29 protein-coding genes and 1 pseudogene are annotated in these 24,035 nt (G+C 67.6%); 16 read left to right on the top strand and 14 right to left on the bottom strand.

Translation table 11 applies throughout. The features are described from left to right. Positions 1 to 161: 161 nt before the first annotated feature. Positions 162 to 818 carry an SOS response-associated peptidase family protein gene (locus A7X12_RS14330; RefSeq protein ID WP_064312267.1) on the bottom strand — a complete coding sequence of 219 codons (657 nt, stop codon included), beginning with the start codon at positions 816 to 818 and terminating at the stop codon, positions 162 to 164. A gap of 173 nt (positions 819 to 991) precedes the next feature. Here A7X12_RS14330 and A7X12_RS14325 point away from each other — a divergent pair, with 173 nt between their 5' ends. Continuing rightward, positions 992 to 3,589 carry a TonB-dependent receptor gene (locus A7X12_RS14325; RefSeq protein WP_064312266.1) on the top strand — a complete coding sequence of 866 codons (2,598 nt, stop codon included), beginning with the start codon at positions 992 to 994 and terminating at the stop codon, positions 3,587 to 3,589. Continuing rightward, positions 3,583 to 5,709, top strand: a complete 2,127-nt coding sequence (locus A7X12_RS26320; RefSeq protein WP_064312265.1) for an Atxe2 family lasso peptide isopeptidase — start codon at positions 3,583 to 3,585, stop codon at positions 5,707 to 5,709. The genes A7X12_RS14325 and A7X12_RS26320 overlap by 7 nt, the downstream gene beginning before the upstream one ends. 49 nt (positions 5,710 to 5,758) lie before the next feature. Here the strand turns inward: A7X12_RS26320 and A7X12_RS25595 are convergent, their stop codons facing one another. The 6 genes from A7X12_RS25595 to A7X12_RS25965 all read right to left on the bottom strand — a co-directional run bounded on the left by A7X12_RS25595 (position 5,759) and on the right by A7X12_RS25965 (position 10,402). Further along, positions 5,759 to 5,884: a benenodin family lasso peptide gene (locus A7X12_RS25595; protein ID WP_157105601.1), complete on the bottom strand. Its 126-nt coding sequence runs from the start codon at positions 5,882 to 5,884 to the stop codon at positions 5,759 to 5,761. Between the two features lie 23 nt (positions 5,885 to 5,907). Beyond that, entirely contained in the window at positions 5,908 to 7,632 is a 1,725-nt protein-coding gene (locus A7X12_RS14315; protein WP_198162036.1) for an asparagine synthase-related protein, read from the bottom strand. 47 nt (positions 7,633 to 7,679) lie between these two features. Then, complete coding sequence (locus A7X12_RS25160) at positions 7,680 to 8,333, bottom strand: lasso peptide biosynthesis B2 protein (RefSeq protein WP_084445461.1); 654 nt, start codon at positions 8,331 to 8,333, stop codon at positions 7,680 to 7,682. Positions 8,334 to 8,389: 56 nt separating this feature from the next. Then, positions 8,390 to 8,512 carry a hypothetical protein gene (locus tag A7X12_RS26620; protein WP_269747822.1) on the bottom strand — a complete coding sequence of 41 codons (123 nt, stop codon included), beginning with the start codon at positions 8,510 to 8,512 and terminating at the stop codon, positions 8,390 to 8,392. Between the two features lie 283 nt (positions 8,513 to 8,795). Continuing rightward, entirely contained in the window at positions 8,796 to 9,866 is a 1,071-nt protein-coding gene (locus tag A7X12_RS14300) for a FecR family protein (protein ID WP_064312261.1), read from the bottom strand. Beyond that, positions 9,863 to 10,402 (bottom strand): RNA polymerase sigma factor, encoded by a 540-nt coding sequence (locus tag A7X12_RS25965; RefSeq protein WP_064312260.1) that lies wholly within the window; start codon positions 10,400 to 10,402, stop codon positions 9,863 to 9,865. Before A7X12_RS25965 ends, A7X12_RS14300 begins: the two co-directional genes overlap by 4 nt. Before the next feature lie 415 nt (positions 10,403 to 10,817). Between A7X12_RS25965 and A7X12_RS26795 the strand changes: the two genes are divergently transcribed. Continuing rightward, positions 10,818 to 11,111 carry a sigma factor-like helix-turn-helix DNA-binding protein gene (locus A7X12_RS26795; RefSeq protein ID WP_084445455.1) on the top strand — a complete coding sequence of 98 codons (294 nt, stop codon included), beginning with the start codon at positions 10,818 to 10,820 and terminating at the stop codon, positions 11,109 to 11,111. After that, complete coding sequence (locus tag A7X12_RS14285; protein ID WP_064312258.1) at positions 11,111 to 12,034, top strand: HEPN domain-containing protein; 924 nt, start codon at positions 11,111 to 11,113, stop codon at positions 12,032 to 12,034. The genes A7X12_RS26795 and A7X12_RS14285 overlap by 1 nt, the downstream gene beginning before the upstream one ends. A 27-nt stretch (positions 12,035 to 12,061) precedes the next feature. Here the strand turns inward: A7X12_RS14285 and A7X12_RS14280 are convergent, their stop codons facing one another. The 3 genes from A7X12_RS14280 to A7X12_RS14270 all read right to left on the bottom strand — a co-directional run bounded on the left by A7X12_RS14280 (position 12,062) and on the right by A7X12_RS14270 (position 14,122). Then, the gene (locus A7X12_RS14280; protein ID WP_064312257.1) at positions 12,062 to 12,664 is read right to left on the bottom strand and encodes a GntR family transcriptional regulator; all 603 of its coding nucleotides are present in this window, start codon (positions 12,662 to 12,664) and stop codon (positions 12,062 to 12,064) included. 28 nt (positions 12,665 to 12,692) lie between these two features. Next, positions 12,693 to 13,301 (bottom strand): acyl-homoserine-lactone synthase, encoded by a 609-nt coding sequence (locus A7X12_RS14275; RefSeq protein WP_064312256.1) that lies wholly within the window; start codon positions 13,299 to 13,301, stop codon positions 12,693 to 12,695. A gap of 77 nt (positions 13,302 to 13,378) precedes the next feature. Next, positions 13,379 to 14,122 (bottom strand): helix-turn-helix transcriptional regulator, encoded by a 744-nt coding sequence (locus A7X12_RS14270; protein ID WP_064312269.1) that lies wholly within the window; start codon positions 14,120 to 14,122, stop codon positions 13,379 to 13,381. A gap of 208 nt (positions 14,123 to 14,330) precedes the next feature. On the opposite strand from A7X12_RS14270, the pseudogene A7X12_RS26790 reads away from it, so the two are divergent. Together A7X12_RS26790 and A7X12_RS14265 are read left to right on the top strand one after the other, a co-directional pair. Beyond that, positions 14,331 to 14,480 (top strand): annotated as a pseudogene (locus A7X12_RS26790) (transcriptional regulator domain-containing protein); the annotation flags it as partial. Then, the gene (locus A7X12_RS14265; protein ID WP_064312255.1) at positions 14,446 to 15,162 is read left to right on the top strand and encodes a DNA -binding domain-containing protein; all 717 of its coding nucleotides are present in this window, start codon (positions 14,446 to 14,448) and stop codon (positions 15,160 to 15,162) included. The pseudogene A7X12_RS26790 and the gene A7X12_RS14265, both read left to right, overlap by 35 nt. On the opposite strand, the gene A7X12_RS14260 is transcribed toward A7X12_RS14265, so the two are convergent. Together A7X12_RS14260 and A7X12_RS14255 are read right to left on the bottom strand one after the other, a co-directional pair. Beyond that, positions 15,159 to 15,746, bottom strand: a complete 588-nt coding sequence (locus A7X12_RS14260) for a zeta toxin family protein (protein WP_064312254.1) — start codon at positions 15,744 to 15,746, stop codon at positions 15,159 to 15,161. The two genes, A7X12_RS14265 and A7X12_RS14260, sit on opposite strands and share 4 nt — an antisense overlap. Continuing rightward, complete coding sequence (locus A7X12_RS14255; protein WP_064312253.1) at positions 15,743 to 16,099, bottom strand: ParD-like family protein; 357 nt, start codon at positions 16,097 to 16,099, stop codon at positions 15,743 to 15,745. The genes A7X12_RS14260 and A7X12_RS14255 overlap by 4 nt, the downstream gene beginning before the upstream one ends. Before the next feature lie 335 nt (positions 16,100 to 16,434). On the opposite strand from A7X12_RS14255, the gene A7X12_RS14250 reads away from it, so the two are divergent. The 5 genes from A7X12_RS14250 (at position 16,435) to A7X12_RS14235 (ending at position 20,197) form a co-directional block, all read left to right on the top strand. After that, entirely contained in the window at positions 16,435 to 17,406 is a 972-nt protein-coding gene (locus A7X12_RS14250) for an ArdC family protein (protein WP_064312252.1), read from the top strand. Beyond that, on the top strand, positions 17,403 to 17,831 hold the full coding sequence (locus tag A7X12_RS14245; protein ID WP_064312251.1) for a DUF2958 domain-containing protein: 429 nt from the start codon (positions 17,403 to 17,405) through the stop codon (positions 17,829 to 17,831). The genes A7X12_RS14250 and A7X12_RS14245 overlap by 4 nt, the downstream gene beginning before the upstream one ends. Positions 17,832 to 17,922: 91 nt before the next feature. Further along, positions 17,923 to 19,350 carry a ParB/RepB/Spo0J family partition protein gene (locus A7X12_RS14240; RefSeq protein ID WP_332308546.1) on the top strand — a complete coding sequence of 476 codons (1,428 nt, stop codon included), beginning with the start codon at positions 17,923 to 17,925 and terminating at the stop codon, positions 19,348 to 19,350. 45 nt (positions 19,351 to 19,395) lie between these two features. Continuing rightward, positions 19,396 to 19,680 carry a hypothetical protein gene (locus tag A7X12_RS26715; protein WP_332308545.1) on the top strand — a complete coding sequence of 95 codons (285 nt, stop codon included), beginning with the start codon at positions 19,396 to 19,398 and terminating at the stop codon, positions 19,678 to 19,680. Between the two features lie 151 nt (positions 19,681 to 19,831). Beyond that, entirely contained in the window at positions 19,832 to 20,197 is a 366-nt protein-coding gene (locus A7X12_RS14235) for an NIPSNAP family protein (RefSeq protein ID WP_064312250.1), read from the top strand. Positions 20,198 to 20,215: 18 nt separating this feature from the next. On the opposite strand, the gene A7X12_RS14230 is transcribed toward A7X12_RS14235, so the two are convergent. Then, positions 20,216 to 20,626, bottom strand: a complete 411-nt coding sequence (locus A7X12_RS14230; protein ID WP_064312249.1) for an NUDIX hydrolase — start codon at positions 20,624 to 20,626, stop codon at positions 20,216 to 20,218. A gap of 4 nt (positions 20,627 to 20,630) precedes the next feature. After that, on the bottom strand, positions 20,631 to 21,110 hold the full coding sequence (locus tag A7X12_RS14225; protein WP_064312248.1) for a YbaK/EbsC family protein: 480 nt from the start codon (positions 21,108 to 21,110) through the stop codon (positions 20,631 to 20,633). A gap of 331 nt (positions 21,111 to 21,441) precedes the next feature. On the opposite strand from A7X12_RS14225, the gene A7X12_RS14220 reads away from it, so the two are divergent. The 5 genes from A7X12_RS14220 (at position 21,442) to A7X12_RS14200 (ending at position 23,911) form a co-directional block, all read left to right on the top strand. After that, on the top strand, positions 21,442 to 21,741 hold the full coding sequence (locus tag A7X12_RS14220) for a DUF736 domain-containing protein (RefSeq protein ID WP_064312247.1): 300 nt from the start codon (positions 21,442 to 21,444) through the stop codon (positions 21,739 to 21,741). A gap of 167 nt (positions 21,742 to 21,908) precedes the next feature. Continuing rightward, entirely contained in the window at positions 21,909 to 22,148 is a 240-nt protein-coding gene (locus A7X12_RS14215; RefSeq protein WP_064312246.1) for a helix-turn-helix domain-containing protein, read from the top strand. Next, positions 22,135 to 22,719 carry a S26 family signal peptidase gene (locus tag A7X12_RS14210; RefSeq protein ID WP_064312245.1) on the top strand — a complete coding sequence of 195 codons (585 nt, stop codon included), beginning with the start codon at positions 22,135 to 22,137 and terminating at the stop codon, positions 22,717 to 22,719. Before A7X12_RS14215 ends, A7X12_RS14210 begins: the two co-directional genes overlap by 14 nt. Further along, the gene (locus A7X12_RS14205) at positions 22,707 to 23,318 is read left to right on the top strand and encodes a lytic transglycosylase domain-containing protein (protein WP_064312244.1); all 612 of its coding nucleotides are present in this window, start codon (positions 22,707 to 22,709) and stop codon (positions 23,316 to 23,318) included. The genes A7X12_RS14210 and A7X12_RS14205 overlap by 13 nt, the downstream gene beginning before the upstream one ends. Before the next feature lie 221 nt (positions 23,319 to 23,539). Beyond that, complete coding sequence (locus A7X12_RS14200; RefSeq protein WP_232318519.1) at positions 23,540 to 23,911, top strand: hypothetical protein; 372 nt, start codon at positions 23,540 to 23,542, stop codon at positions 23,909 to 23,911. Positions 23,912 to 24,035 lie beyond the last annotated feature (124 nt).

Raw genomic sequence — 24,035 nt, 5'->3', positions numbered from 1 at the left:
CCGATCCGTACTGGTATGTTCGTCATCGTCTTCTCCTCTCATCTGGCTCGCAACGCTAACGCGTCTTGAAGCCGTTGGGATGAGAGACCGTCCACACCAGCACATGGCGGCAGCCTAGGTCGAAGGCGAGGGGGCTGCAACGCACAGCCCATGCTTCGCAGCTAGAGCAGGTCCAACTGCGTGCCATCGGGCGGAGGGCCGCCGCCGCGCCAGGGATCTTCGGTGCGCAGCACCTCCATCCGCTCGGCGGCGATCGGCGGGCGAAACTGGAAGCCGATCACGTCGCGGATCGAGCCGTGCATCCAGCGCGCGTGCTCATTCGGCTCAAGCAGCACCGGCATGCGATCGTTGGTCGGCGGGATGGCTGCGTTCGCCTCCATGGTCATGCCCGCATAGGAGGGCCCGACCTCGGGGAAGTTCCGGCAGAAGCCTGCCCAAGCCATGATCGGCTGGTCGCGGACCGAGAACCATGTCCGTGTCTTGGCGCCTTCGTCGCCATCCGGGTTGCCGAAGTGGGTGATCGGGATGATGCAGCGGTAGCGCGGATCTACGACGGTCTGCTCCCAGAGCGGATTGGTGAGATCCGCTACCAGGCCAATTATTTCGGGCTCGTTCCGCTGCAATTGCGCGTCGCGGATCCGGCGGGGAAAGCCCCAGCGCATCATCCGCAGACGCCTGCGGCCGCCGGCCTCTAACATCGCCAGCCCCTGGCGGCCCTCGGTGACGTCGGGCGGAAGGGCGATCTGCCCGATGGGCTCCGCGTCCAGGAAGCGGGCGACATCGTCTATCGTGGCACGGAGGCTGTGAAGGCGCGACATGGTTCGGCGCGGGAGCCTAGCGGCACCCGGCGACGGGACAAGGGCTGCTGGCAAATCCCGGAACCCAGCGCTGCTGCGGCCCCCGCAAACTTTTTTCATGTCGCGACCCCGTAGTTCGCCGTCGGCTGCGTCAATCGCTCCAGTGCCGGGACACCGGCAGCGGGGAGAAAAGAATGACGATCTCGAAAAGGGCGCTTTGTGCGGCGATGCTTGCCGCGACGATTTCCTACAGCGACACGGCAGTCGTCGAGGCACGCGCCCAGGCTGGCGCGATGCGCTTCGACCTGCCGGCGCAGGACCTTGCCTCCACGCTTCGCGCGATTGCTCGTCAGGGCGACCGGGAAATCCTGTTCGCGGACGAGGAGGTGCGCGGCAAGCGCTCGGGGGCGATCCGGGGGATCTACACCGTCGAGCAGGCGGTGCGCCTTGCCATAGGGGAGGACCTGGTGGTGCGCGAGGAATCCGGCGCACTCGTCGTCCGGGGCAACCCTGGCCGGGCTGGGGGCGCAGCGGCCCAGGCAGAGGCGCAGGATGCGATCACGGTCACCGGCTCGCGTATCCGCGGGGCCGAGGGGCCTTCGCCCGTCATTATCGTGTCGCGCCGAGGGCTGGAGGAGCAGGGCATCCCCGACATGGCGAGTGTTTCGCGGATACTCCCGCAGAATTTCACCGGAGGGCAAAACCCCGGGGTCGCGGGGGGCGGTGACCAGGGCGGATACAATAACATCAATAACTCGACGACGCTCAACCTTCGCGGGTTGGGCTCGGACGCGACGTTGACGCTCATCAATGGTCACCGCCTTCCTTACGACGCCGTCAACCAGGGCGTCGACATCTCGATCATCCCCTTGGTTGCGCTCGAACGCATCGAAGTCATCGCCGATGGCGCGTCGGCACTCTACGGCTCGGACGCGGTTGGCGGCGTCGCCAACCTGATCCTGCGCCGCGACTATGCCGGCCTCCTGACCAGCGCCCGGGTCGGAGCGTCGACCGAGGGCGGCAATGTCCAGCAGCAATATTCGGGCGTCGGGGGCACGCGCTGGGCCGGCGGCGGATTCATGGCAGCGATCGACTACACCAAGGCTACGCCGATCTATGCCGATCAACGGGACTATACGCGCGGCCTGGCTTCGTCGCAGATGCTCACCAACGACAGCCGACAGGTGAGTGGCGTGCTCACCGCACACCAGGACCTCGCAGACTGGGTCGCTTTCGAACTGGATGCGGAACTCGCCGACCGCCGCTCCCGCAAGGGCGTCGCCTATTCTGTGACCGCGCCCGTGACGACCTATGGGCAGATCAGTCTCCCCGTCGTGCGAACCTACGCCTTCACCCCCTTGTTACGCTTCAAGCCCGGAGGCGGATGGGAAAGCACGCTCGCGGTGACAAAGGGAGAAAGTTCGACCGTCAGCACCGCGCGGCGCTACATCAACGGTCTCCAGATTGGTCGATCCGCATACGACAATTACCTCACGAACTTCGAGGCCAGCGCTGAAGGGCCACTCGTCCAACTGCCGGGCGGGGCGGCACGCTTGGCTATAGGAGGTGGGTATCGACGGTTCCGCCTGGATTTCAATGTCAGGTCGACGAGCGGTGGCGTGACGACCGTTACCCGCGACGCCAGCGAGCGGCGGGAAAGCCTGTTCGGCTATGGTGAGCTATCGGTGCCGATCGTCGGCCCAGCCAATCGGATGCCCTGGCTGGAAGCAGTGCGGCTCAGCGCCGCGCTCCGCTACGAGCGCTATACCGGCATCGACGAAGTCGCGACGCCGAAGCTGGGCCTGATCTATGCCCCACACCCGGGCATCACGTTCAAGTACAGCTGGGGCCGCTCGTTCAAGATCCCGACACTGCAGCAGGTCAACCAGCCGCGCGAAGCCATCCTGTTGCGGGCCAACCAGTTTTCAACGCAGCCGACCCCACCGCTGCCTGCGGGGGCGACGGTACTGGTCGTCGCCGGTGGCAATCCCGGCCTCCGCGCGGAGCGCGCGACCAGCTCGACGCTTTCAGTCGAGTTCAAGCCCGTCGATGGCCTACGCCTCGAAGCCAGCTGGTTCGACATCGATTATCGAGGCCGGATCGCGAGCGGCATCAGCAACTACACCACTGCCTTCACCAATCCCGCGGCAGCAGCATTCGTTCTCTACGCGCCGAGTGCGGAGCAGCAGCAGCGCCTGATTGCCGACGCACCGCTCGGCCTCGAGAACCAGAGCGGCCAGCCCTATGAACCGGCACAGGTAGCGGCAATCGTGGATGCGAGCCTGCGAAACACCGCGCGCGAGCGAACCCGCGGCATCGACATTGCGGCCGATTACACCGCAGCGCTCGGGGGCGGGAGCCAGATCAAGCTGGCGGCATCCGCCAGCTACGTGGAGGGCAAGCGCCAGCCTGTCGTCGATCAGCCCTATGAGGGCCGGGCAGGTCTGATCTTCACGCCGCCGCACTGGCGCGGCAGGGGATCGGTCGACTGGCAGAACGACGTGCTGCAGTTTTCTGCATCGCTCAACTATTTGGGGAGCACGTTCGACAATCGGTATCCGGTGAAGGCGACGATCGGGGACTTTACCACCCTGGATCTGAGCGGTTCATTCCGCCCCGCTGTCCGCAGCGGCCCATTTCGTAATACGGAATGGCGGCTGAGCCTGCAGAACCTATTGAACGAGGAGCCCGACCGGATCCGAAACGCTTCGGCGGCGGCGATCCCGTTCGATTCGACCAACCAGTCTCCGATTGGGCGGTTCGCCAGCCTCTCGGTTACCAAGCAATGGTGAGCCTTCGGACGGCTTTCGCCTTCGGCTCGGCCTCCTTAGTTGCCCTGGCGATTTCGGCGGCGGCGCGGGCGAGCCCGAGTTGTGCCGACCTGATGCCCGTTAGCTCTCAGGTCTCGCCACGCCCGCTCGTGCCAGAGGATCTGGTCAGGCTGCGCGATATCGGTCCCGTCGATCCCAACCAGCAATATGGCGGGCTATTCTCGGTTTCACCCGACGGGACGCACGCGGCATTTCAGTTGCGGCGCGCCGACCCTGTCACCAACAGCTATTGCCTCGCGATGATCGTTGTCGATCTGCGCGCTGGCGGGAAGCCGGTGGTCGTGGATCGCGGTGGCACCTTCCTGCGGCTACGATATGACTTTCGCGGCAAGGCTCGGTTTCCGAGCGGCTTCGCCGATCCGGTCACGCCGCGCTGGTCTCCTGACGGCAAGTGGCTGGTCTTCCGCAAGCGCGATGGGGCGGCCGTGCAGCTTTGGCGGGCAGTGGCTGACGGCAGCGCAAGCGCGCCCGTCACGGAAAGCCGCGACGATATCGACGATTTCCGGATTTCAGCCGACGGCCGAAGTATCGTCTATGCGAGCAGGCCCGGGTTTCGCGAGGCATCCGCGGACATCGAGCGGGAAGGCCTCTCCGGATTCCATTATGACGACCGTTTTGCGCCGTCGGCCAGTACGCGACCATTCGTGCCCGTGCCGGTCGCACGACTGGTTACGGTCGTCGATATCGCAACGTCGACGACCCGGCCGGCAACGATCGCCGAGGCGCGCTTGCTCGACCTGCCCCTGATGCACGAAGGGAACTGGAGCGAGGCGCGTTCCGCTGCAGGTGTCCAAGCATTCCTGCAGGTCCCCGTTTCAACGCTGTATCCTTCGCGTGGCCGCCTGGCTGCGACGATTGGCGGACGCGTCCTGGCTTGCGACGCCCCCGAATGCCAGGACGCGAGCTTTCCCTGGTGGGCGGGCGACACAGTCCGATTCATTCGGCGGGAAGGCTGGGCGGGCGGCGCCACGGCCGTTTACGCATGGAGGCCCGGCGCGTCGCGGGTCCGGCTGTTGTACCGGACCGAGGACCTGCTCCTGAATTGTGTGCCCACCGACGGGAAGCTCACGTGCCTGCGCGAGGGGGCGACCCAGCCGCGCCGGCTCGAGCGGCTTGATCTGAGGAGTGGGCGACGCGAGGTCGTGTTCGAGCCGAACCCGGAATTTGCCGACCTTCGTCTTGGCCGAGTGGAGCGACTATACCTGCGCAATCGCTTCGGAATCGCGTCTTTTGCCGATCTTGTGCTGCCTGTCGGGTACGTGCCCGGCAGACATTATCCTTTCGTGGTCGTGCAATATACCTCGCGCGGCTTCCTGCGCGGGGGAACCGGCGACGACTATCCGATCCAGGCATTCGCGAACCGGGGCTTTGCCGTGCTCAGCTTCGACCGACCGGCAATCATCGGCCTCAAGGCGGCGCCCGATCTGATTGAGATCGAGAAGATCAACCTTAGAGATTTCGTCGATCGCCGCAGCATTCTCGATTCGCTCGAGGTCGCCGTGCGGACCGTGATCGCACGTGGCATCGCGGACCCCGCCCGGATCGGGATCACCGGCCTGAGCGACGGCGCCTCCACGGCTGGCTTCGCACTCCTGCACAGCAGGCTGTTCTCCGCCTACGCCATGAGCAGTTGCTGCTGGGACACGAACCTGGCGATGCGCGTCGGTCCGGCTGCGGCAAGAGAATTCTACGCGATGGGCTATCCCAAGGCGACCGACGATAGTCCCGCGGCGCGGGCATTCTGGCAAGAAATAGCTTTGTCCCCCAATGCGCAGAACATCCGGGCGCCGATCCTGGTTCAGGTTGCCGATGACGAACTGCTCAGCGCGCTCCAGAGCTTCACGGCGCTCCGCGAGCTTGATCGCCCCATCGATCTGTTCGTCTTTCCCGACGAGCACCATGTGAAATGGCAACCGGCCCACCGGCTGGCAGTGTATGCGCGCGCGCTCGACTGGTTTGACTTCTGGCTGAACGGTGTCGCTGCTCCGGGCCGGGAGGTGGAGGCTGGCCGCTGGCAAAGAATGCGCGCCGGCCTGGCGAAGGATACGAAGGTGACCGTGCAGGTCCCTGCGGAGCCATAAGGTCCGCCGGAAAATGCGAGCGGGCGCCTGGGCGCCCGCTCGATCGTGGTCAGTCGTCGCTCAGGCCGAGAACGTTCATATAGCCCGCGTCGCCGTCGGCGATGCCGGTCACGCCGCCTTGGGTATCTGCGCTGACGCTGCCGAGTTCGATGACGTTGAGATCTTCGCTACGCATTTGTCTTCTCCTTCATCAGGGTTTCAGCCAAAGTCGCTCGAACCTGCGGCAGGAACGCTGCCGCGCGGAAGCGATGCCCAGGCCGTTATCCAAGCCTCGGCATTGACCAGTTCGAGCAGGCGCACATTCTCTTCGCCCGTCGTCGGCCGGTCGGGACGAAGAGCCTCCTCGACCGCGCCCCGGTCGAGAATGCCGTGTTTGGAAAGCTGCCCATCCAGCAGGCGTTCGCGCAGTTCCTCCCGCTTCCGCCGGACGATCTCACCACAAAACGGGTCGGGCGTACCCTTGACCCTGCGCGTCAGGATTTCCGCCGGGATTCGGTCCGCGAAGGCTGTGCGGGCGGCGGCGCGATCGCGTCCGCCGTCTCGCCATTGCCAGGTCGGTATCGACAGGCACAGCTCCAGGATCGGCTGCGACAGCAGGGGATTGACCAGATGGGCAATGCGGCTGCGATCGGATTCGAGATTGCGATGGGCGCGTAGCAGTCCCGCGATATGTGCAGCCTTGCCAGGAAGCGCCCCTGGAGGCGCCGCGAGCCATGGATGCGAGAACGCGAGACCGTGCAGCGAGGCAACAAGCTCGGGATGCAGGAAACCCAGACTAGGTTTCCAGCGGTAGCCGCTTGGCTGGCGCGCAATACGCAGCGCCGCGCGTGTCACCCGGAGAGGGCCTGCGCCGGTATGTCGGCAGATGTCGCGCAAGGTGGCGAAGGCGCCGGCACCCGGTCCTTCGTGCAAAGCTCGGTCGGCCAGTGCCGCCGCGGATTGGGAGAAGGCGAAGACATTGTCGCCGCCGTTGCCGCTGAAGAATGCGTCGGATCCCAGATCGGCCGCCACTTCAGCATGGGCCTTCTCATAGGGCTGGGCCTCTGCCCGACCGATCGGATAGGGCAGGTGCCCACCAAGCGGGCGCCCGAGGTCCACGGCATCCAGATCATAACGGCGTTCGCTAAGCGGCAATCCGAACTGACGGCAGATGGCTTGTGCGAAACGCCGCTCATCGCCGGCAGGGTCGTCGGTGTACATCGTGATACAGGAAGCATTCCTGTGCGCACCGGCCAGGCAGGCCGCGACGATCGAAGAGTCCAGTCCGCCCGACAGGCTCACCAGTGGGCGCTGGCAGAGCGATGACCAGGCTGTGATGCAATGATCGATCGAGCGCCGCAGGCGCTCGATGGTCTTGCTCGGCTGCTCGGTGGGCGCTTCGACGAACGTCCAAGGAGACCAGGCCACCGCTGAATGCTCACCTTCTCCTTGCAGCGTGACGGCTCCCCCGGGGAGCAGGACACCTATTCCGTCGAGTGCAGTCTCGTCGGTCGGGAGTCCGGAGGCGTAGAGTGCGCGGCCGAGCGCATCCCAGGCGATGCCGTCCATCTTCCCGCCAGCCGCCACGAGAGATGCGACGTCGGAAGCGAACAGGAAGCCGTTGCGGCATTGTGCCCGGTAGCAGGGAAGGGCGGCGGACGGGTCACGGAGGACCTCGATGTCGGTTGGCCGAACTCGCACGGCGAGATAGCCACCCCAATAGGATTGGAGCAACGCGGCACTGCCTTCCCGGCTGAGCGTGGTTCGTTCGCCGTCGCTGAACTGCGCGATCGGACGCGCCGGGCCATGCCGGTGGAACAGCGTGCCGACCACCACCCACTCGGCGTCGACTTCGAGACAACGGCACGCCTCGTTGACGAAGATGGCAAATGTCGGCGACGTGTGTGCTACCCGGAGGCCTGTACGCGCGGCGATCTGCCGCATGTCGACCGGGCCATCGCCCGACCGGGTTAGCACGAGATAGCGCGGCCTCATGGCAGCACCAGGATCGGGGCGTAGAGGCGGACCTGTTCAAGGTCGCCAACAACCACGGCGTCGTCCACTTGTACCCAGCTATGGGCAGCAAAGGGATGCAGCCGGACACCGAAGATCAGCGAAGCGACAATCCCATGCCGGAGGCAAAGCCGATAGACCGCGATCGCGCGCGGAAGACACTGATCGGCCGCCCGCACCAACGCCGCGCTGATCAGGAAGGCGCGAGCGATCTTGTGCAGCCGTGTCTCGTCGTTCGGCTTGCCTTGGCGAGGCGTTCGGTGCTGGGCAAGAGAAGCGGGGATGTCGAACATTGGCCGGCGGCGGAGCCAGCGACGGGCACGTAATTGCCCCGCGGCTGCGACCAAGACATCGAAGGGGTTCGCGATGTCCTTGCGTTCGATGGCAAGATCTCTGCGGGCGGATTGATATCTTGTGGCAGCCACGGGCTCGCCCTCGCCAGGCTCCAGAAGTCCGGCAGCAACAAGAGCCTCCTGCTCGGCATGACCAAGCGCTTCGCCGCTAGCCCAGTGCTGGAAATCGTCACCCAGCGCCTCGGGCAGGCAAAAGTATCGGTCGCGTGCGAGATCCAGGAATACGACCTGTTCGGCGCAGAGGCACCAGGATAGTCCGGGACGAAGGACAAGCGGCATGGCGCACCTCCTCTGGTCGAAAGGGCGCGTGCCGCGTCGGCACGCGCCAGATCGTGTCAGTCGTCGCTGAGATCGATGACGATCGACTGCCGGCCGTTGTCCGAATCGACGATGCCCTCGGGCAGGCCCTTGGTGTCGACGCTCACGATGCCGAGTTCGATGGTCTGTTCGGTGTTCATGGCACTTCTCCAATCATGGGAAATGTCATGGCCATGACCCGATCGAAGGTAGCCGGGCCGCCGGTTATGAGAAGTTTATAATCCGATTATAATTCGAATGTTTGCGCAGGCTTTGCGATAAACCTTTTGGCAACTGGGCTGACCGACCATCGGCAGCGGCCGGGTGGCCACCACTATGTCCAGGCCTCGCAGCTAAAGGTGGTGGCGCATGCCCCCCAGGCGCATGCTTTTCCCGCCCGGCTTCGTCGTTGCCTATGCGGTCTCCGTTCGATCGGGCATTGCTTCAGAGCGCGGCCTGTTTCTGCGCCTCCTTGGCTGTACAGCTTCCGTGTCCTTCCTGCGGCGCTACCACGATCTGGTGCGCGTCGCGCAGGTCGACATCGCTGCACAACAAGGCGCCCAGTCGGCGTGCCAGGAGCAGCGTGTCGTCCACGCGGAACCATCCCGATACGCGTCGCGACCCCAGAGACGGCTCTGCGAGGCGGATCGGACGGCTGGTGGTGCGGTTCGCCAGTGCGATGAGGTCCTGGACGGACACGGCTTCGAAGGATTGCGGCGTGGCGCTCTGCAGGCCTGCGGCATCTGCCGAAGTTGCGCGCGCTGCGACATGTTCTGGCTCGGCCGGGTAGGTGACCGCCTGGCCCGGTGCCAGCCTGCGGATCGCCGGCGTCGCCTTGGCGGCGCCACGCGGCATCGCCACGTCCACTGCGCCGCGGAGCAGCCGGACCTCGACCCTGCCGGCAGGTGCCAGCGCAACCTCGAAGATCGTGCCGCGCGCGGTCACGCTGCCGCCGCCAGCCAGGACAATGAAGGGCCGACGTTCGTGCGCGACCTCGAACCGTGCCTTGCCGCGGACCAAGCGCAACTGACGCACGCCGGTCGCGATCTCGACCCCGACCACCGTGTCGGCTGCAAGCGTCACCGTCGAGCCATCGGCGAGTTGGACGGTCTGTGGGGCGGTGCTCGTCGACAACTTTCGGTGGTCGGTCGTGCCCGCCACGGCGGCTGGCCGATCGGATGGCGGCGCCGAGGATGGATAGGTGATCCAGCCGCCGACGCCGATCGCGCAGGCGGCGATGGTGGTCAGTGCAACGGCAAGGCCCTTGCGTCCGCGCCTCGGTTCGGGCGTAGCGGCGGCGGGAGGCGCGTCCGGGTCGGAGAGCAGCTTGCCCATCGCGAAGATCTCGGCGGCGCGATTGTACGCGGCACGGTGTTCCGGCGCCTCCGCCAGCCAGGCCTCCAGTTCCGCCCGGTGCACCTCGGCGTCCGGGCCGCGCGTCCTGGCGAAACGGTGCGCGGCCTCGCGGGCCAGCGCCTCCGCTGCGCCCCCGGCGGGTTCCTCGGCGATGGTCATTGTCCCAGCTCCTTGCCGATCCGCACCAGCGCCTCGCCGACATGCCATTCGACGGTGCGGATGCTGATGCCGAGCTGAGTCGCGATGTCCTTGTAGCCGAGCCCCTCCATTCGGTGGAGCAGGAACACCTCGCGCGTCCGGGGCGGCAGCGCGTCCACCGCCGCCCGGTAGCGTATGCGCATCTGGTCGAGCTGGATCGCATCCTCCTGGGTAGCGCGGGTCTCGGGTTCATTCGCCGCGTCGATCGGCACATGCGCCATGCGATTGGCAGTCCTCCGCGACCGGTCGATCAGCAGGTTGCGCACGATCCGGTTGAGGAATGCCTCGGGCTGGCGCAGGCCCTCGCGAGTGCTCGACCCGAGCAGCCGGGCAAAGGCATCCTGCACGACATCATGGGCGTCCTCGCTCGAGCGCAGGCGCGCATCGAGCCAGCGGCGCAGGCGCGGTGCGTGCTCGCGGTAGAGCGCGTCGATGCGCAGCTCGGCAGGGCCGTCCCCATGGGGCGTCGTGCCAGGATCCTGCTCCGGCCGCCGCATCGGCGGACCTAGGCGAGGCCGCCGCGCAGTGCGCGGGCAGGGGAAGGGGATCGCACGAGAACCCATCTCGTGCCGGGCAGATGCCTCGGGGATACACCCGACCGCGCTGGTCGAATGCGTGTGATGCCTGGCGGTCAAACTCCACAGCGGGCTGCCGGCCTGGACCGCGCTGCGTGTGCAGTCTGCGGTACTTCGCGCGGCTGTGCAACTCTCCCGGCAAGCGACTGATTTGCCTGGTCGCTTGCTGCCCTCGGGGCCGGACGCCGCATGTCGGGCGCGGCGCGGGCGTCCCGCAACCCGGCCCCGGCCGGGTGCTTCACTGGCGCTACGCCCTACGGTGCGGGCCGCCGCTGGATCGCGCCCGCTGATAGCGCCGCCGACCGGCCCCGTCGGGTCGGCGCAGCGGAGCAGGATCATGTCGACGGACCATCAGGAGAGACGAGCAGCGATAGGGCGCGCGGTCGCCGCTTTACCCGACGACCAGCGCGCGGTGTTCCAGCTTTGCGCCGTCGAGGGGCTTGCCTATCCGGAAGCCAGCGCACGGCTCGGCATCAGCACAGCCGAGGTCGAACACCGCCTCGGAGACGCCATCGTCGCGGTCGATCGGTCCCTTCGCGATGCGCGATATCTGCGTGATCCCGTTGGTTTCGGCGGCAAAGCGCGTCGTGCGCTGTTGCATAGCCTCGCACGCTGGCTAGGGTCCGGCTAATGCGCACCGATCTCGATCACCTGCCGGCGGCGAAGCAACGCGAACTCGAGCGCGTGGTGCAGATCCTGTTCGAGGAATTCGGCGACGCGACCGCCACCGCGACGGTCGACTGGAAGCGGCACGCCCGCATCCTCAAGGTCATCCTCTATGGCAGCTATGCGCGCGGCGGCTGGGTCGACGAGCCGCATACCGCCAAGGGCTACCAGTCCGACTTCGATCTGCTGGTCATCGTCAACCACGACAAGCTGACCGACCGCGTCGAGTTCTGGGCCAATGCCGAGGAGCGGCTCAACCGCGAGCTTGCCGTCACCCGGACCCTGCGCACACCGGTCAACTTCATCGTCCACACGCTGCAGGAGGTGAATGACGGCCTCGCCCATGGCCGCTACTTCTTCATGGACGTCGCGCGCGACGGCATCGCGCTCTACCAGAGCGACAGCACCGGGCTGCACGAGCCCAAGCCAAAGACGCCGCAACAGGCGCTGGCGATGGCGCAGGAATACTTCGGCGAGTGGTTTCCGGCTGCGATGCAGCGCTTCGAGCTGGCTACGGTTGGAATGGAGCGGGGTTTTCAAAAGCCGGCTGCGTTCGATTTACACCAGACCGCCGAGTTCCTGTACCACTGCGTTTTGCTCGTCTGCACCTTCTATACGCCGCACGTTCACAATCTCGGGTTCCTGCGCACCCAGGCCGAACGGATCGATCCGCGGCTCGTGGATGCATGGCCGCGCGACAGCCGTGCCGATCGCGGTCGCTTCGAGAAGCTCAAGGAAGCCTATGTGAAGGCGCGCTATTCCAAGCACTATCGGATCAGCGACGAGGAGCTTGCCTGGCTCGGCGAGCGCGTTGAGGTGCTCGGCCGTGCCGTCCAGGTGATCTGCGAGGAGCGGATTGCGGCGCTGGAGCGCAGCGCCGCCGCCTGACGGCTTCGTCGAGAGGGCGCGGCTCGTCTATCTTCGGGTGGGGCGTATCATATGCGCGACGGTGCCGGCTACGGCTGTGATCCTGCGGCGATGATAGCGCGTCAGCGCAGCCGTCAGTGCGATCCGGTCGCCGGCAGCAATGATCGATCCCAAGCCCGTGATTTCCTCGACGATGACGGGCAGGGACGCGACCTCCGCCTTTCGTACTATCGCGAGGCGATCGTTGAGCGACCGGACCGTCGCGACAAGCTCGGCGCTCTCGGTTGCCTGTGCGACGCGGAGGAAGAGCGTGGCGGTGATTTCCTGAACGCTGCCGGAATGCTGGATGCGGGTGTCGGACGCAGGCTGGACCTGTCGCGCCGCCAGGCCGAGCACCCGCCCATTCCACTGGTAGAGATCGCGCAGCGCGGCCTCGGAGAGCAGCGGCACGCGGAAGCCATTATGGTTGGGCGCCTCGACCAGCCGCTCGCCGGTCAGCCGGTGGAGCGCATCGCGCACCGGCGTGATGCTTGCGGCAATCTCGCGGCCGATGACGGCGGGCTCGATCGGGGTGCCGGGCGACAGCTCGCCATCCAGCAGCATCTGCTTGATCGCATCATAGACCCGCTCGAAAGTGGCACCGGGGCTCATCGGGCCAGTTCCCGTGGCCGGAGCGCGATCATGCTGCCTTCGCCTGGGCGGGTGGGACCTGCGGCGGGATGCCATTGGCCGCGAGCAGCGCCGGCGTGTCGGGGCGGATCTCGATCCGGAGCGCGCCGAGGCGCATGCCGCCGACCGTGCCGATCGGCCCCAGTGCATGCGCTTCCCAGCCAAAGGCGAGGATCTGCTCGCGCCATGCGGGCTCGGCGACGCCGACGTAGCGGGTGATCCCCTGCTCGAGCGCGTAGCGGGCGATGCCGTGGACCAGCACGTCGCGCCACCGGCGCCGCTCGCCTGCGCGAAGGCGCCGGTCGAGGCAGAAGCGGGTGATCTCCCAGGTGCTGGGGCCACTGGGCGGCGGCACGTCGCACAGATCGGCGAACAGGTTGCCGAGCAAATGCGGGCGCTCGGTCGGCAGCAGTCGGGCCGAGGCCAGATGCCGCCCCTCGCCGTCGGTGAGGATCAGGTAGCGGGCATGGATATCGTCGAACTGGTCGACCTCATAGCGGCCGGCGAGGACCGGCAGGTCCCAGCCGAGCAGGTCGACGAATACCCGCTTCCGCGCTTCGAACATCGCGCGCATCACCGCATCGCCTGCGGTGGCGCCATCGCCCTGGATGAACTGCATGATCGGCTTCCCTCGCTGTGGAAGCCCGATCCTCCGTCCCGATCTGGACGGTCGCTATTCCCCAGACCTGGGGAGTTTCAACGCCGCAGCGCGTCGGTGAAGCTCAGCGCTCCATCGAAGATCGCGTGGATCGCGAGCTGGGTCCGGTTGCCCACCCCGTAGCGGCCGCGCGCTTCCTTCAGGTGCTGGATCGCCGTTTCATGACTGATGCCCAGGATCTTCGCAATCGCCCAGTCGGACTTGCCCTGCGCTGCCCAATAGAGGCAGTCGCGCTGGCGGTCGCTGAGCCGCGGCCGGTCCGCCTGCGTCCGCCGCATGCCGACGAGCCGCCTGGCGCTTTCGAAGGCCGTAGTCCCGACGAACTGGAGGAGCGGCAGCCATTCGGGCCGGGGACTGTTGCCCCAGCTCACCGCGAACGTGCAGGAGCCGGCGGCCTCGCCGGGCACATGCGCCGGGATGGTGATGCCGTCGATCAACCCGATCCTGCGCGATCTAGCGAGGAAATCCTCGTCGCGGTTGGTCAGCGCCAGCAGTCTTGGCAGCATCGACCAGCAGAAGCCGGTACTTGTGAGGTGGCTGGCGCGGTGCACGGGGTCCGAGGGGCCGAAGCGCTCGGCATCATAATAGGCCTCCCAGTCGCGGGGATAGTTATGCAGCCGGAGCGCAGGCTGCGGCGCCCGCGGCATGTCGACATGGTGCGACAGGGCAAAATACTGGAAGCCCATCTCGCGCGTGATCGCGTGGAGGAGGTTGTTCAGTTCATTGAGGGTCGTGGCCGCCAGGGCGGCCTGGCCGAAATGCTGCGCGGTTGCGATGACCATCGGGCGTACCCACCCGCTGCCGGACGCGCCCCAGGCCGCTGCGCCGAGGTGATTGCCAAGCCGGCGCCGCGCCCACCGCTTTTCCGTCGGCATCGCGACCCGATCGAAGTGCAATCGATACTAGCTTTTGGTGCACTGCGCAAATTATCTTGGGGGAAGTGGCCTGCAAGCCATTTGACAGGCTCGGTATTTGTCCTGCGTACCAGCCATGGGGCCGGCGGCTGACCCGCGACCTGACTGGCGCGACGACGCGCCGTACCGCGCGCTGGCCGGCATCGATCGCGCTGGTCTCGCTTGGGAGTGGTTGCGCCGCGATCCCGGCTATGCGGCAATGGCTACCCGGCTCGGGCGCCTTGGTGCAGTCGCGGATCAGCCTCTGGTGCCGGAGGCGGACGCCCGAGCTTTCGGGCTCTGCTTTTGCCGAGGACCCGGGGCGGCCGGCGCCCGAGGCGCGCCTGCTCTGGCATGCGGACCTCGATCCCTTCGTGCTCGAAGTCCGCGTCTCGCCGACCGCAGCCACGGACCCCGACGGCATCGACCTCGCCCGCCTGCTCCGCTGGGCCACCATCGTACGGGGTGGCGATCGCGAGCATGTCGCCCTGTCGGACGGCTGGCACCGAATCCGGCTCGACGTGGTCGGCGGATCGCTGGTCGAGGAGGGACCAGCCCGGCTCGACTATCTTCTCTCAGGCATGACCCGGGTCGATGCCCATGTCCTGACCCTCCGCCGCATGCTGGACCTGTGGCGCACCGGACGCTTCTCCCCGAAGCTCCACCCGCCCGAACCGGGCATGGGGCGACGGATCGAGGCGCTCCGCGTCGGCGACGCAGTCGCCGCGGGTGCTACCTATCGCGAGATGGCGACGGCGCTCTACGGTGCGGACCTGGTCCGCGACGAATGGAAGGGCCGGTCCGACTTCCTGCTGTCGCGCGTCCGTCGCCGCGCCGACGAGGCGGTGCGGATGGCTGCCGGCGGCTGGCGCACGCTGCTCGGCACGGGCGCAGGTTCGCGCAACGATCGGGTTTCTGGCGCGCGCTAGAGCTGGAGATCCGCCGCGTACACCGCGCGGACCCAGGCGGGCAGATGGGGGAGGGCGAACACCAGTCGTCCGTTCGCAAAGGTCAGGCAGTGGCGGGGCGGCCGGTTGAGCATGGAATTGTCGAACACCATCGCGCGATCGGATCGGAGCGCGGCCTTCCGGATCAGCGGCGCGCCCCGCACGTAGCGCGCACGGATCTTGTCGTCCGGGACGACATGCCCGCCTTCCTCGACTCGCGCACCAACGCGCGCCACCGAGAGTTCGGGCGTCTCCACCCCGACATGCATGAGCACCACGGTGAAGCCGCGCGCCTTGGCTTCGTCGATCAGGTCGAGCTTCGAAGGATGCGAGAAGACCGTCTCGGTCACGAAGTCCTTGGCTCGGGCGAGGTGGTCGGCACGCCGCGCCGTGGCGATGCGCGCGGCTTCATAGGAAGCAGCAGGTGACGGATCGCGCAGTTCGTCGCGCTGGATCAGGTCGGCGTTGATGAACGGGCCCGCGAAGCTCGGGGCGACGCGCGTGGCATAGAGCGTCGACTTGCCGGCACCGTTCGGTCCGGCAAGCACGATCATCGTCGGCTTCATGCCTTGCGGCCGGCCTTCTCGTGCACGAGGTTGCCGCCTTCATCGAGCCCGACACCCCGCCCGAGTTGGCGGCGCTGGGCGAAGAACGCCTCTTCCTCGGGGCTCGCCTGGCCCATCTTCTCGACGAAGCCGTCGAGCCAGACGTCCTTCTCCTCGTCGGTGAGCGCCGTCGTCTCGATCTCGCCGGCAAGTGCTGCGGTGATGCGGGCATGGTCGAAATTGCCCGACTTCTCGATCGCCCGCCCGATCCGGACCCAATGGGCGATCTGCCCGGCCAGCGACCGGCTCTGCAACTCGGACTCGCGGCGCACGATCTTCATCAGGTCATCGCCAAGCTTGATCGACTGCGCCATCCAGCACCTCCAGGTTCATAGGTAGCAAATTGCTACCTAGGCTTCAAGCGATGGGTGCACACCGCCAGGGCGCAGCACGGCGATGGCTGTGGACGCCGCGCTTTCCGCGCGGCGGCGTGTCTGTGCCTCTCCCGGCGCGGCGGGGGAGGACGGCGCGCCCGGCTAGGCCCGGCGTGGCCGGCGGCAACCCCTCCGCTCGCGCTCCGGGGTGCTCCGCTGCGCTCCGCCCTTCGGTGCCCCCGGCCCCTGGAGCCGGGCCTCTGGGTCGCTGCTGCCGCCCACCCCCCGCCTTTGCGGGGAGGCATGGTGCCTTTTGGGGCGGCGAGGAGGAACCGATGCGTCAAGCCACCCGCCGATCTGCCCGCTCGCGCGGCGCCTGCGAGAATCGCCAGCCTGCGAACCGAACCAATCTCTATGACGATGTAACCGCGCGGATCGTCGCCGAACTCGAAGCCGGGCGGCTGCCCTGGGTCCAGCCTTGGGGCCGGACCGGCGGGACTGGACCCGGCCTGCCGCGCAACGCCCTGACCGGCCGCAGCTACTCCGGGGTCAATATCCTGATCCTCTGGGGTGCGGTCATCGAGCAGGGCTGGCCCTCGCAATCCTGGCTGACCTTCCGGCAGGCGCTGGAGGCAGGCGGCTGCGTCCGCAAGGGCGAGCGCGGCCAGTGCGTCGTCTATGCCGATCGCTTCACCCCCGAGGCCGAGCGCACGCGTGCCGCCCGCGACGGCGATGATGCCAAGGCAGTGCCGTTCCTCAAGCGCTTCACCGTCTTCAACGTCGCCCAGTGCGAGGGCCTGCGCGGCGGACTTGCCTGCGATGCTGCGCCCTTGCCAGAGCGCGAAATCGTGCCCGTCGCCGAGGAAGTGATCGCTGCCTCGGGCGTCGAATTCCGGGTCGGCGGGGATCGCGCCTTCTACGTGCCGTCGCACGATTTCGTGCAGGTGCCGCCGCAGCCCGCCTTCTTCGAACAGGTCAACTATTACCGCACCTGCCTGCACGAACTCACCCACGCCACCGGCCATGCCAAGCGGCTGGGCCGCGACCTGACCAACGCCTTCGGCAGCAAGGACTATGCCCGCGAGGAACTCGTCGCCGAGATGGGATCGGCGTTCCTCTGCGCGGCCTTGGGCATCGTCCCGACCGTGCGGCATGCCGACTATATCGGCAGCTGGCTGGAGGTGCTGCGCGAGGACCACCGTGCGATCTTCCGCGCGGCGAGCGCCGCCAGCAAGGCCGCCGACTGGCTGCTCGCCCGCCACCGCGAGGCCGAGGCCGTCCGCGAAGCGGGGAGGGCAGCGGCATGATCCTCCTCACCCCCGACCTCCGCGACGCGCTGCGCGCCAACGACATCGCCCGCCGGACTGCCCGCCGCGAGGGGCTGCCGGAGCCCGACCCGGTGCCGCTCGTCAAGCTGTTCAACCCGCTGGGCGCCGCGACCTGGCTCGCGACCGAGCTCGACGCGGACGGCGACACGCTGTTCGGCCTTGCCGACCTTGGCTTTGGCTGCCCGGAGATGGGCAGTTTCAGCCTCTCCGAGATTGCCGCGATCCGGCTTCCCTTCGGCCTCCGCATCGAGCGAGACCTCGGCTTCGAAGGCTTGGTGCCGCTCTCCGACTGGGCCGAGTGCGCGCGGCGCGCCGGTTCCGTCATCTGGGCGGAAACGCTGCTGCGCCGCGCCGTGCGCGGTGGCGAAGCGCCGGACCCCGAGCTTCCGCCGAATGGCGGTTGAAGCGCCGGCGGCGCGCTTCGCCGCCATCCCCGACAGTCCGGTCCGCCACACGGGAACGAACGGCGGACCGGCGCTCGCAAGGAGTATGACCATGACCCTGATGTTCATCGACCAGGACAAGCTGTCCGTCAGCAAGACCAACATGCGCTACAGCAAGAAGGCCCCCGACGTGGCCGACCTGCTGCCCACCGTCCGCAAGCGCGGCATCATCCAGACCCTGCTCGTGCGCCCCGCCGCCGAGGCCGGGCAGTTCGAGATCGTCGCGGGCGCGCGGCGCTTCCACGCTGCCCGGATCATCGCCGCCGAAACCGGCGAGCCCGAGCCGCTGCCCTGCCGCATCCTCGCCGATACCGACGATGCCGCTGCCATCGAGGCCTCGATGATCGAGAATCTGTCCCGCCTCGACGCCGACGAAGTCACCCAGTGGGAAACCTTCACCCGGCTGGTCCGCCAGGGCCGCGACGTGGCCGACATCGCCGCTACCTTCGGGCTGCCCGACCTCACGATTGCGCGGGTGCTGGCGCTCGGCAACCTGCTGCCGCGCATCCGCCAGCTTTATGCCGCCGAGAAGATCGACCGCACCACGATTCGCCACCTGACGCTTGCCAGCAAGCACCAGCAGCACAGCTGGCTGGCGCTGTTCGACGACCCCGATGGCTATGCCCCGACCGGCCACCAGCTCAAGGCATGGCTGTTCGGTGGCCAGTCGATTGCCGCACGCTTCGCGCTGTTCGACCTGGACAGTTTCGGCGGCGCGATCGTCGCCGACCTGTTCGGCGAGGATCGCTATTTCGCCGATCCCGATGCCTTCTGGGCTGCGCAGAATGCGGCGATCGCGGCGCGCCGCGCAGCCTATCTGGAACAGGGATGGAGCGATGTCGTGGTCGTCCCGCCCCCCGAGCATTTCCATAGCTGGGAATATGAGAAGACGCCCAAGCGCAAGGGCGGACGCGTCTATGTCGATGTCCGGGCGAGCGGCGAGGTGACCTTTCACGAGGGCTATCTCTCGGCCAGGGAAGCGCGCCGCCTAGCGCGCGGCGAAACGCCGGAAGCGGCCAAGTCGCCCCGCCCGGAAGTGACGTCGACCATGCAGACCTATCTCGACCTGCATCGCCATGCCGCCGTTCGCGCTACTTTGCTCGGTCATCCCGGCGTCGCGCTGCGGCTAATGGTCGCCCATGCCATTAGCGGCTCGCACCTCTGGCGGGTGTCGCCCGAACCGCAGGCGACGCGCAACGACGCGGTGCGTGAAAGCGTCGAGACGTGCCCCGCCGAGGCGCTGTTCGACGAGCGCCGCCGCGCCGTGCTGGCCCTGCTCGGCCTTGCCTCCGACGAGCCGATCGTGACCGACGGCAGCGGCCATGAGGGCGGCGTGCCCGCGCTCTTCCTGCGGCTGGTCGAACTGCCCGACGCCGTGATCATGGAAATCCTGGCCATCGTCATGGGTGAGACGCTGGCGAGCGGCAGCGCCGTCGTCGCGGCGCTCGGCGTCCATCTCGGCGTCGACATGGCCGACTAGTGGGAGGCGGACACCGCCTTTTTCGACCTGATCCGCGACCGGGAAGTGCTTCTCCGGCTCGTTGCCGAGGTGGCGGGCGAGAAGGTCGCCGCCGCCAACGCGGCCGAGAAGACCAAGGTCTTGAAGCGCATCGTCCGCTATCATCTGGACGGAGCCGAGGGGCGCCAAAAGGTCGAGCGCTGGGTGCCGAGATGGCTGGGCTTTCCGGCGTCCGCCTATACCCACCGAGGCGGGAACGACGCCATTGGTGTGCGTGACGGGGCCGAGTCCGCGCAGGCCCCCGAGCCGGATCCCGATACCGCGACTGCACCATTGCAGCATGCGGCGTGATCGGAGGGGGCTGGACTTCGGTCCGCCCGCAGCCGACCCCGAAATTTCGGCCGCGTGGCGTCGCCCGAGGGCGCGCCACGCGGCATTTTTGCATCGTGCCGTGTTCCGGGCGTAGTCTTCCGAAGTGAGTTCCACGAAGGGAAAGTGCCGCATGCAAACCACCGCGATCGTCTGCGAAGTGCGGTATCGGCTCGACCCCGACCGGCTTGCCGAATTCGAGGACTATGGCCGCGCCTGGGTGCGCCTGATCGAGCGGTTCGGCGGGACCCATTACGGCTTCTTCCTGCCGCGGGATGCGCCCAGCGACACGACGATCAGCTTCCCCGGCAAGGGGCGCCAGGGTGAGGGCGACATTGCCGTCGCGCTGTTCGGCTTTCCGGACGACGCGGCCTATCGCCGCTATCGCACCGAGCTACCGCTCGATCCCGAGGCCGCCGAGGTCATTGCGCGCTTCGCCGAACCGCCCTTCGAAAGCTATGAGCGCCTCTTCCTCCAGCCGCTGTCGGGCGCGCTGTAAGCGCCGAGCGCGGGGCTGTCAGAGCGTCCGCGCCAGCGGAAGCACGACATCGCGCGTCAGCGGCGCGAGCGGCAGATGGGCTGCTTCCGCGATACCGATCCAGATCGCTTCCGCGATCTCCGCCTGCACGATCGGCGCGTGCAGCACGCGGAGATGGAACAGCTCCGCCTCGACGATCGTGTCGGGCTCGTTGGCGGCCGGCGCCGAAAAGCGGCCGAGATAGCGTGCATCCCGCGCGCGCAGCGCCAGCCCGATCTCTTCGGCCAGCTCGCGCCGAAGCGCAGCCAGGGCGCCTTCCTGCCCCTCGATCTTGCCGCCCGCCTGCATGAACCACGGTGACCCCGCCTTCCGCACGAGCAGCAGCCTTCCGTCGCCGTCGTCGATCAGGGCAGCGGCGATGCGAATCGTCCTGGACGCTGCGTCTGCCATGCGCTCAGCCGACCGTCGGTTCGGGAAGGGTGCAGACATCGATCCACGCGGCGCCGACGAGCGCCGCCAGCCGGTCCGGCGACAGCGCGACCGACGTGTTGCGCGAGCCCGCCGCCGGATAGACGACCGCGAACGGCTTGAGGCTTTCGTCGCAATAGATCGGGAGCGCTGCGGGCAATCCGAACGGGCAGACGCCGCCGATCGGATGGCTGGTCACTGCCAGCGTCTCGGCAGGATCCAGCAGCCGCGGCCGCCCCCCGAGCGCTGCCTTGGTCTTGCGATTGTCGAGTCGCGTGTCGCCGCGTGTCACCAGCAGCGCGATCTGGTCCCCCACGCGAAGCGCGAGCGTCTTGGCGATCTGGCCGGGCACGACATCCAGCGCGATCGCGGCCTCGGCGACGGTCGCCGTGCTCAGTTCGACCGTGATGATCGGCAGATCGGGCGCCCGCAGTGCGAGGTCGGCGAGAACGGATTCATGGCTCATCGAGCGCAGCGATAGCCCAGCAATCCGCGATGCCCAATGCACAGTGTCGCCACGGATGGGCTTCCGATTTTCGGTGGCCTTCCGATGCTGGTCGCGGCCGTCCCATGGCCTCTCTTGCTGGCAGGTCTGGCGCTGTGCGGCCGGGGCCGCGCAACGGCGTCGCCGACTTTCTTCCCCGCCCTGGCGGGCTCCTCGCGGAGCAACAAAGCCGGCTTTGGCCGTCCTTCGCTGGCGCTTCGGCCTTCCGGTGCGCGTCGTCCGCCCATCGCCTGGTCGCCTGCCATCGAGGCCGCATGGGGCGGCATCGAGACACGCATCAGGAGACGTCACCATGGCACAGATCGGCAGCTTCACCCGCGGCGAAAACGGCATCTACACCGGCGAAATCCGCACCCTCACGCTCCGCGTCAAGGCAAGCATCCGCCCCGTCGAGCGTGACCACGACAAGGCCCCCGACCACCGCGTCAACGCCGGCGGCGTCGAATTCGGCGCAGGCTGGACCAAGGCGGCACGCGAGACCGGCGCGGAATATCTGAGCCTCAAGCTCGACGATCCGTCCTTCCCCGCGCCGATCTACGCGACCCTGACCCAGGGCGACGACGGCGAATACAAGCTCATCTGTTCGCGCTGACATCGGCCGCCCCTCGCGCACCGCGCGGGGGGCTTCGATCCTTGCGGGGTAGAGGGGTGTCGAACCGATGCAGGTCGATTCCGACACTCCGCAGCTTTGCTCCCACGGGCCATCCCAGGCGCGAGCGACGGCAGTCCCGCCGCCGGCTCGAAGCACGGGAGCGTCGGATGGATATCGACGACGACATCACGCGGGCGAACCGCGCCAAGCGCGGCTCGCCCTACCTCAACACCGACCAGGCGGCGGCCTATCTCAAGATTTCGACGCGGCTGCTCAAGCAGCTGCGGCGCGATGGCAAGGGGCCGACCTTCCGCCGCCACAGCCAGCTGATCCAGTACCATATTGACGACCTGAGTGCGTGGTCGGATGCCCAGTCGGTGCGCGGCGACGGCCATGGCCCGGCGTGAGAAGCCACCCGGCGAACTGCCGCTGCTCGCCTGGGGCGATCGGCGTCCCGTGCCCGCCCAAATGCCGCGGCGCCTGGGCTGGCGGGCCGCCGCGATCGGCCTCGGCACCAGCCTGCTCGCCCTGACCATCGCCATTCCCCCGACCCCGCGGCTGGTCTGGAACGCGAGCGCCAGCGCACCGATCGGGCTTTATGCGGTGGACCCTGGCGCATCGATCCAGGCGGGCGACATGGTCGTCGCCCGGCTCCCCGAACGCTGGCGAGTGCTCTCCGCCAGGCGCCGCTATCTGCCTGCCAATGTGCCACTGGTGAAGCAGGTCGCGGCGGTGGCGGGCGACCAGGTCTGTGCCGTCGATGCCCATGTCCGGTTCAATGGCAGGCCTATTGCCGAACGCCGCAGCGCCGATGCCGCAGGTCGTCCCTTGCCCTGGTGGCGCGGCTGCATCCAGCTGCGGCAGGGCCAGTTCTTCCTGCTGATGCGGGACAGTCCGGCGTCGTTCGACGGCCGCTATTTCGGCCCGACCGAGGGCGCGCAGGTGGTCGGGAAGGCGACATTACTATGGCGGCGCTAAGGTCGATGGCTACCGCGGCACTGCTGGTCGTTGCCTCGCCGGCACAGGCCGATCCGGTCGAGCACTGGCGCCCGTTAATTGCGGAAGCGTCGACCCGGTTCGGCATCCCGGCGCCCTGGATCGAGCGGGTGATTCTGGCCGAGAGCGGTGGGCGTACCATGCTCGGCGGCCGACCGATCCGCAGCCGGGCCGGCGCCATCGGGCTGATGCAACTGATGCCCGCCACCTGGGCCGAGATGCGCGCGCGGCTGGCCCTGGGCAACAACCCCGACGAACCCCGCGACAACATCCTGGCGGGTACCCTCTACCTGCGGCGGATGTACGACCGCTTCGGTTATCCGGGCTTGTTCGCCGCCTATAATGCCGGGCCCGGCGCCTATGCCGCGTATCTGGCGGGCAGGCGCGCGCTGCCAAGAGAGACCCTCGTCTATCTGGGGGCGGTCACCGGCGAGGCGGTGCAGGTCCCTTCGCCGAACCGGCAAGCCACCCGGCGACCGGGACTGTTCGTGGTTGGGCGTGAGGGCGCCGTCTCGCCTTTCCCGGAGCGGGAGGACATGGCCCCGAGCCTGCTTTTCGCAGTTCGAAGGCGCGTCCCATGACCGAGAGCGGGGGAGGGGCTCGTCTCGAAAGTCCGAGCATGACGGGTGCCGAAGCGGCTCTCAAGGCCCGCGGGTGCCCCCCAATTTTCTGCGAAAATCGGTTCCCCCCACGTCCGCTTCGCGGCGCTTCCGCTGGCGCTCCAGCGGCCCTGACAGCCGCTCCGCTACCCGTCTTCGAGGCGATGTTCTCGATCAGGAGAACAGAAGCGAAGGAGATGGTCATGGCGATGGTACAACCGATTTCGGCAGCGTCCGGCGCTGCCACGGATCGCGTGTTGGCGGCGCTGGTTGCGGGGCTGGAGCGCGAGTTCGGCCATGAGGCCGGCGAGGCGCTGGCACATCGGTTCCTGGATGCCGAGGAGGCCGAATTTCTTTGGGAAGCGCGTGACCAGGAGCGTTGGATCGGGTCGTATGAAGGCGCGGACAGCGGGGCGGATGTCGAGCTGGACCGGGTCCGGATCGTCGGGCGGCTGGCGGGTCGCTGGTGCGTCGCGGTGATGATCGTCGATGGCGACGGAAACCCGCACGGAATGCTCGGCAAGCGCAGCTTCGGACACCGACGCGCGGCCATGGCGGCGTTCGCGGATGCCTGAGCTTCCGGTCAATCCATGCCGGGATGCGGTGCCACATCGGCATCGTGTCCCGGCTTTTTTGTCGCGCCGGGACGGGGGCAGGAGGACGGCGATGGATAGCCCGTATCCGTCCGGCGGATGCACG

It is taken from the genome of Sphingomonas sp. TDK1, from assembly GCF_001650735.1.
Classification (GTDB): domain Bacteria; phylum Pseudomonadota; class Alphaproteobacteria; order Sphingomonadales; family Sphingomonadaceae; genus Sphingomonas.
Note: the sequence above shows the minus strand (reverse complement) of the source record. Positions and strands in the feature narration are given on the sequence as shown.

Bases quoted from the DNA above. Each gene is read 5' to 3' on its own strand.
- A7X12_RS14330 (WP_064312267.1), bottom strand. From the start codon at position 818: ATGTCGCGCCTTCACAGCCTCCGTGCCACGATAGACGATGTCGCCCGC.
- A7X12_RS14325 (WP_064312266.1), top strand. From the start codon at position 992: ATGACGATCTCGAAAAGGGCGCTTTGTGCGGCGATGCTTGCCGCGACG.
- A7X12_RS26320 (WP_064312265.1), top strand. From the start codon at position 3,583: ATGGTGAGCCTTCGGACGGCTTTCGCCTTCGGCTCGGCCTCCTTAGTT.
- A7X12_RS25595 (WP_157105601.1), bottom strand. From the start codon at position 5,884: ATGCGTAGCGAAGATCTCAACGTCATCGAACTCGGCAGCGTCAGCGCA.
- A7X12_RS14315 (WP_198162036.1), bottom strand. From the start codon at position 7,632: ATGCGGCAGATCGCCGCGCGTACAGGCCTCCGGGTAGCACACACGTCG.
- A7X12_RS25160 (WP_084445461.1), bottom strand. From the start codon at position 8,333: ATGCCGCTTGTCCTTCGTCCCGGACTATCCTGGTGCCTCTGCGCCGAA.
- A7X12_RS26620 (WP_269747822.1), bottom strand. From the start codon at position 8,512: ATGAACACCGAACAGACCATCGAACTCGGCATCGTGAGCGTCGACACC.
- A7X12_RS14300 (WP_064312261.1), bottom strand. From the start codon at position 9,866: ATGACCATCGCCGAGGAACCCGCCGGGGGCGCAGCGGAGGCGCTGGCC.
- A7X12_RS25965 (WP_064312260.1), bottom strand. From the start codon at position 10,402: ATGCGGCGGCCGGAGCAGGATCCTGGCACGACGCCCCATGGGGACGGC.
- A7X12_RS26795 (WP_084445455.1), top strand. From the start codon at position 10,818: ATGTCGACGGACCATCAGGAGAGACGAGCAGCGATAGGGCGCGCGGTC.
- A7X12_RS14285 (WP_064312258.1), top strand. From the start codon at position 11,111: ATGCGCACCGATCTCGATCACCTGCCGGCGGCGAAGCAACGCGAACTC.
- A7X12_RS14280 (WP_064312257.1), bottom strand. From the start codon at position 12,664: ATGAGCCCCGGTGCCACTTTCGAGCGGGTCTATGATGCGATCAAGCAG.
- A7X12_RS14275 (WP_064312256.1), bottom strand. From the start codon at position 13,301: ATGCAGTTCATCCAGGGCGATGGCGCCACCGCAGGCGATGCGGTGATG.
- A7X12_RS14270 (WP_064312269.1), bottom strand. From the start codon at position 14,122: ATGGTCATCGCAACCGCGCAGCATTTCGGCCAGGCCGCCCTGGCGGCC.
- A7X12_RS14265 (WP_064312255.1), top strand. From the start codon at position 14,446: ATGCGGCAATGGCTACCCGGCTCGGGCGCCTTGGTGCAGTCGCGGATC.
- A7X12_RS14260 (WP_064312254.1), bottom strand. From the start codon at position 15,746: ATGAAGCCGACGATGATCGTGCTTGCCGGACCGAACGGTGCCGGCAAG.
- A7X12_RS14255 (WP_064312253.1), bottom strand. From the start codon at position 16,099: ATGGCGCAGTCGATCAAGCTTGGCGATGACCTGATGAAGATCGTGCGC.
- A7X12_RS14250 (WP_064312252.1), top strand. From the start codon at position 16,435: ATGCGTCAAGCCACCCGCCGATCTGCCCGCTCGCGCGGCGCCTGCGAG.
- A7X12_RS14245 (WP_064312251.1), top strand. From the start codon at position 17,403: ATGATCCTCCTCACCCCCGACCTCCGCGACGCGCTGCGCGCCAACGAC.
- A7X12_RS14240 (WP_332308546.1), top strand. From the start codon at position 17,923: ATGACCCTGATGTTCATCGACCAGGACAAGCTGTCCGTCAGCAAGACC.
- A7X12_RS14235 (WP_064312250.1), top strand. From the start codon at position 19,832: ATGCAAACCACCGCGATCGTCTGCGAAGTGCGGTATCGGCTCGACCCC.
- A7X12_RS14230 (WP_064312249.1), bottom strand. From the start codon at position 20,626: ATGGCAGACGCAGCGTCCAGGACGATTCGCATCGCCGCTGCCCTGATC.
- A7X12_RS14225 (WP_064312248.1), bottom strand. From the start codon at position 21,110: ATGAGCCATGAATCCGTTCTCGCCGACCTCGCACTGCGGGCGCCCGAT.
- A7X12_RS14220 (WP_064312247.1), top strand. From the start codon at position 21,442: ATGGCACAGATCGGCAGCTTCACCCGCGGCGAAAACGGCATCTACACC.
- A7X12_RS14215 (WP_064312246.1), top strand. From the start codon at position 21,909: ATGGATATCGACGACGACATCACGCGGGCGAACCGCGCCAAGCGCGGC.
- A7X12_RS14210 (WP_064312245.1), top strand. From the start codon at position 22,135: ATGGCCCGGCGTGAGAAGCCACCCGGCGAACTGCCGCTGCTCGCCTGG.
- A7X12_RS14205 (WP_064312244.1), top strand. From the start codon at position 22,707: ATGGCGGCGCTAAGGTCGATGGCTACCGCGGCACTGCTGGTCGTTGCC.
- A7X12_RS14200 (WP_232318519.1), top strand. From the start codon at position 23,540: ATGGCGATGGTACAACCGATTTCGGCAGCGTCCGGCGCTGCCACGGAT.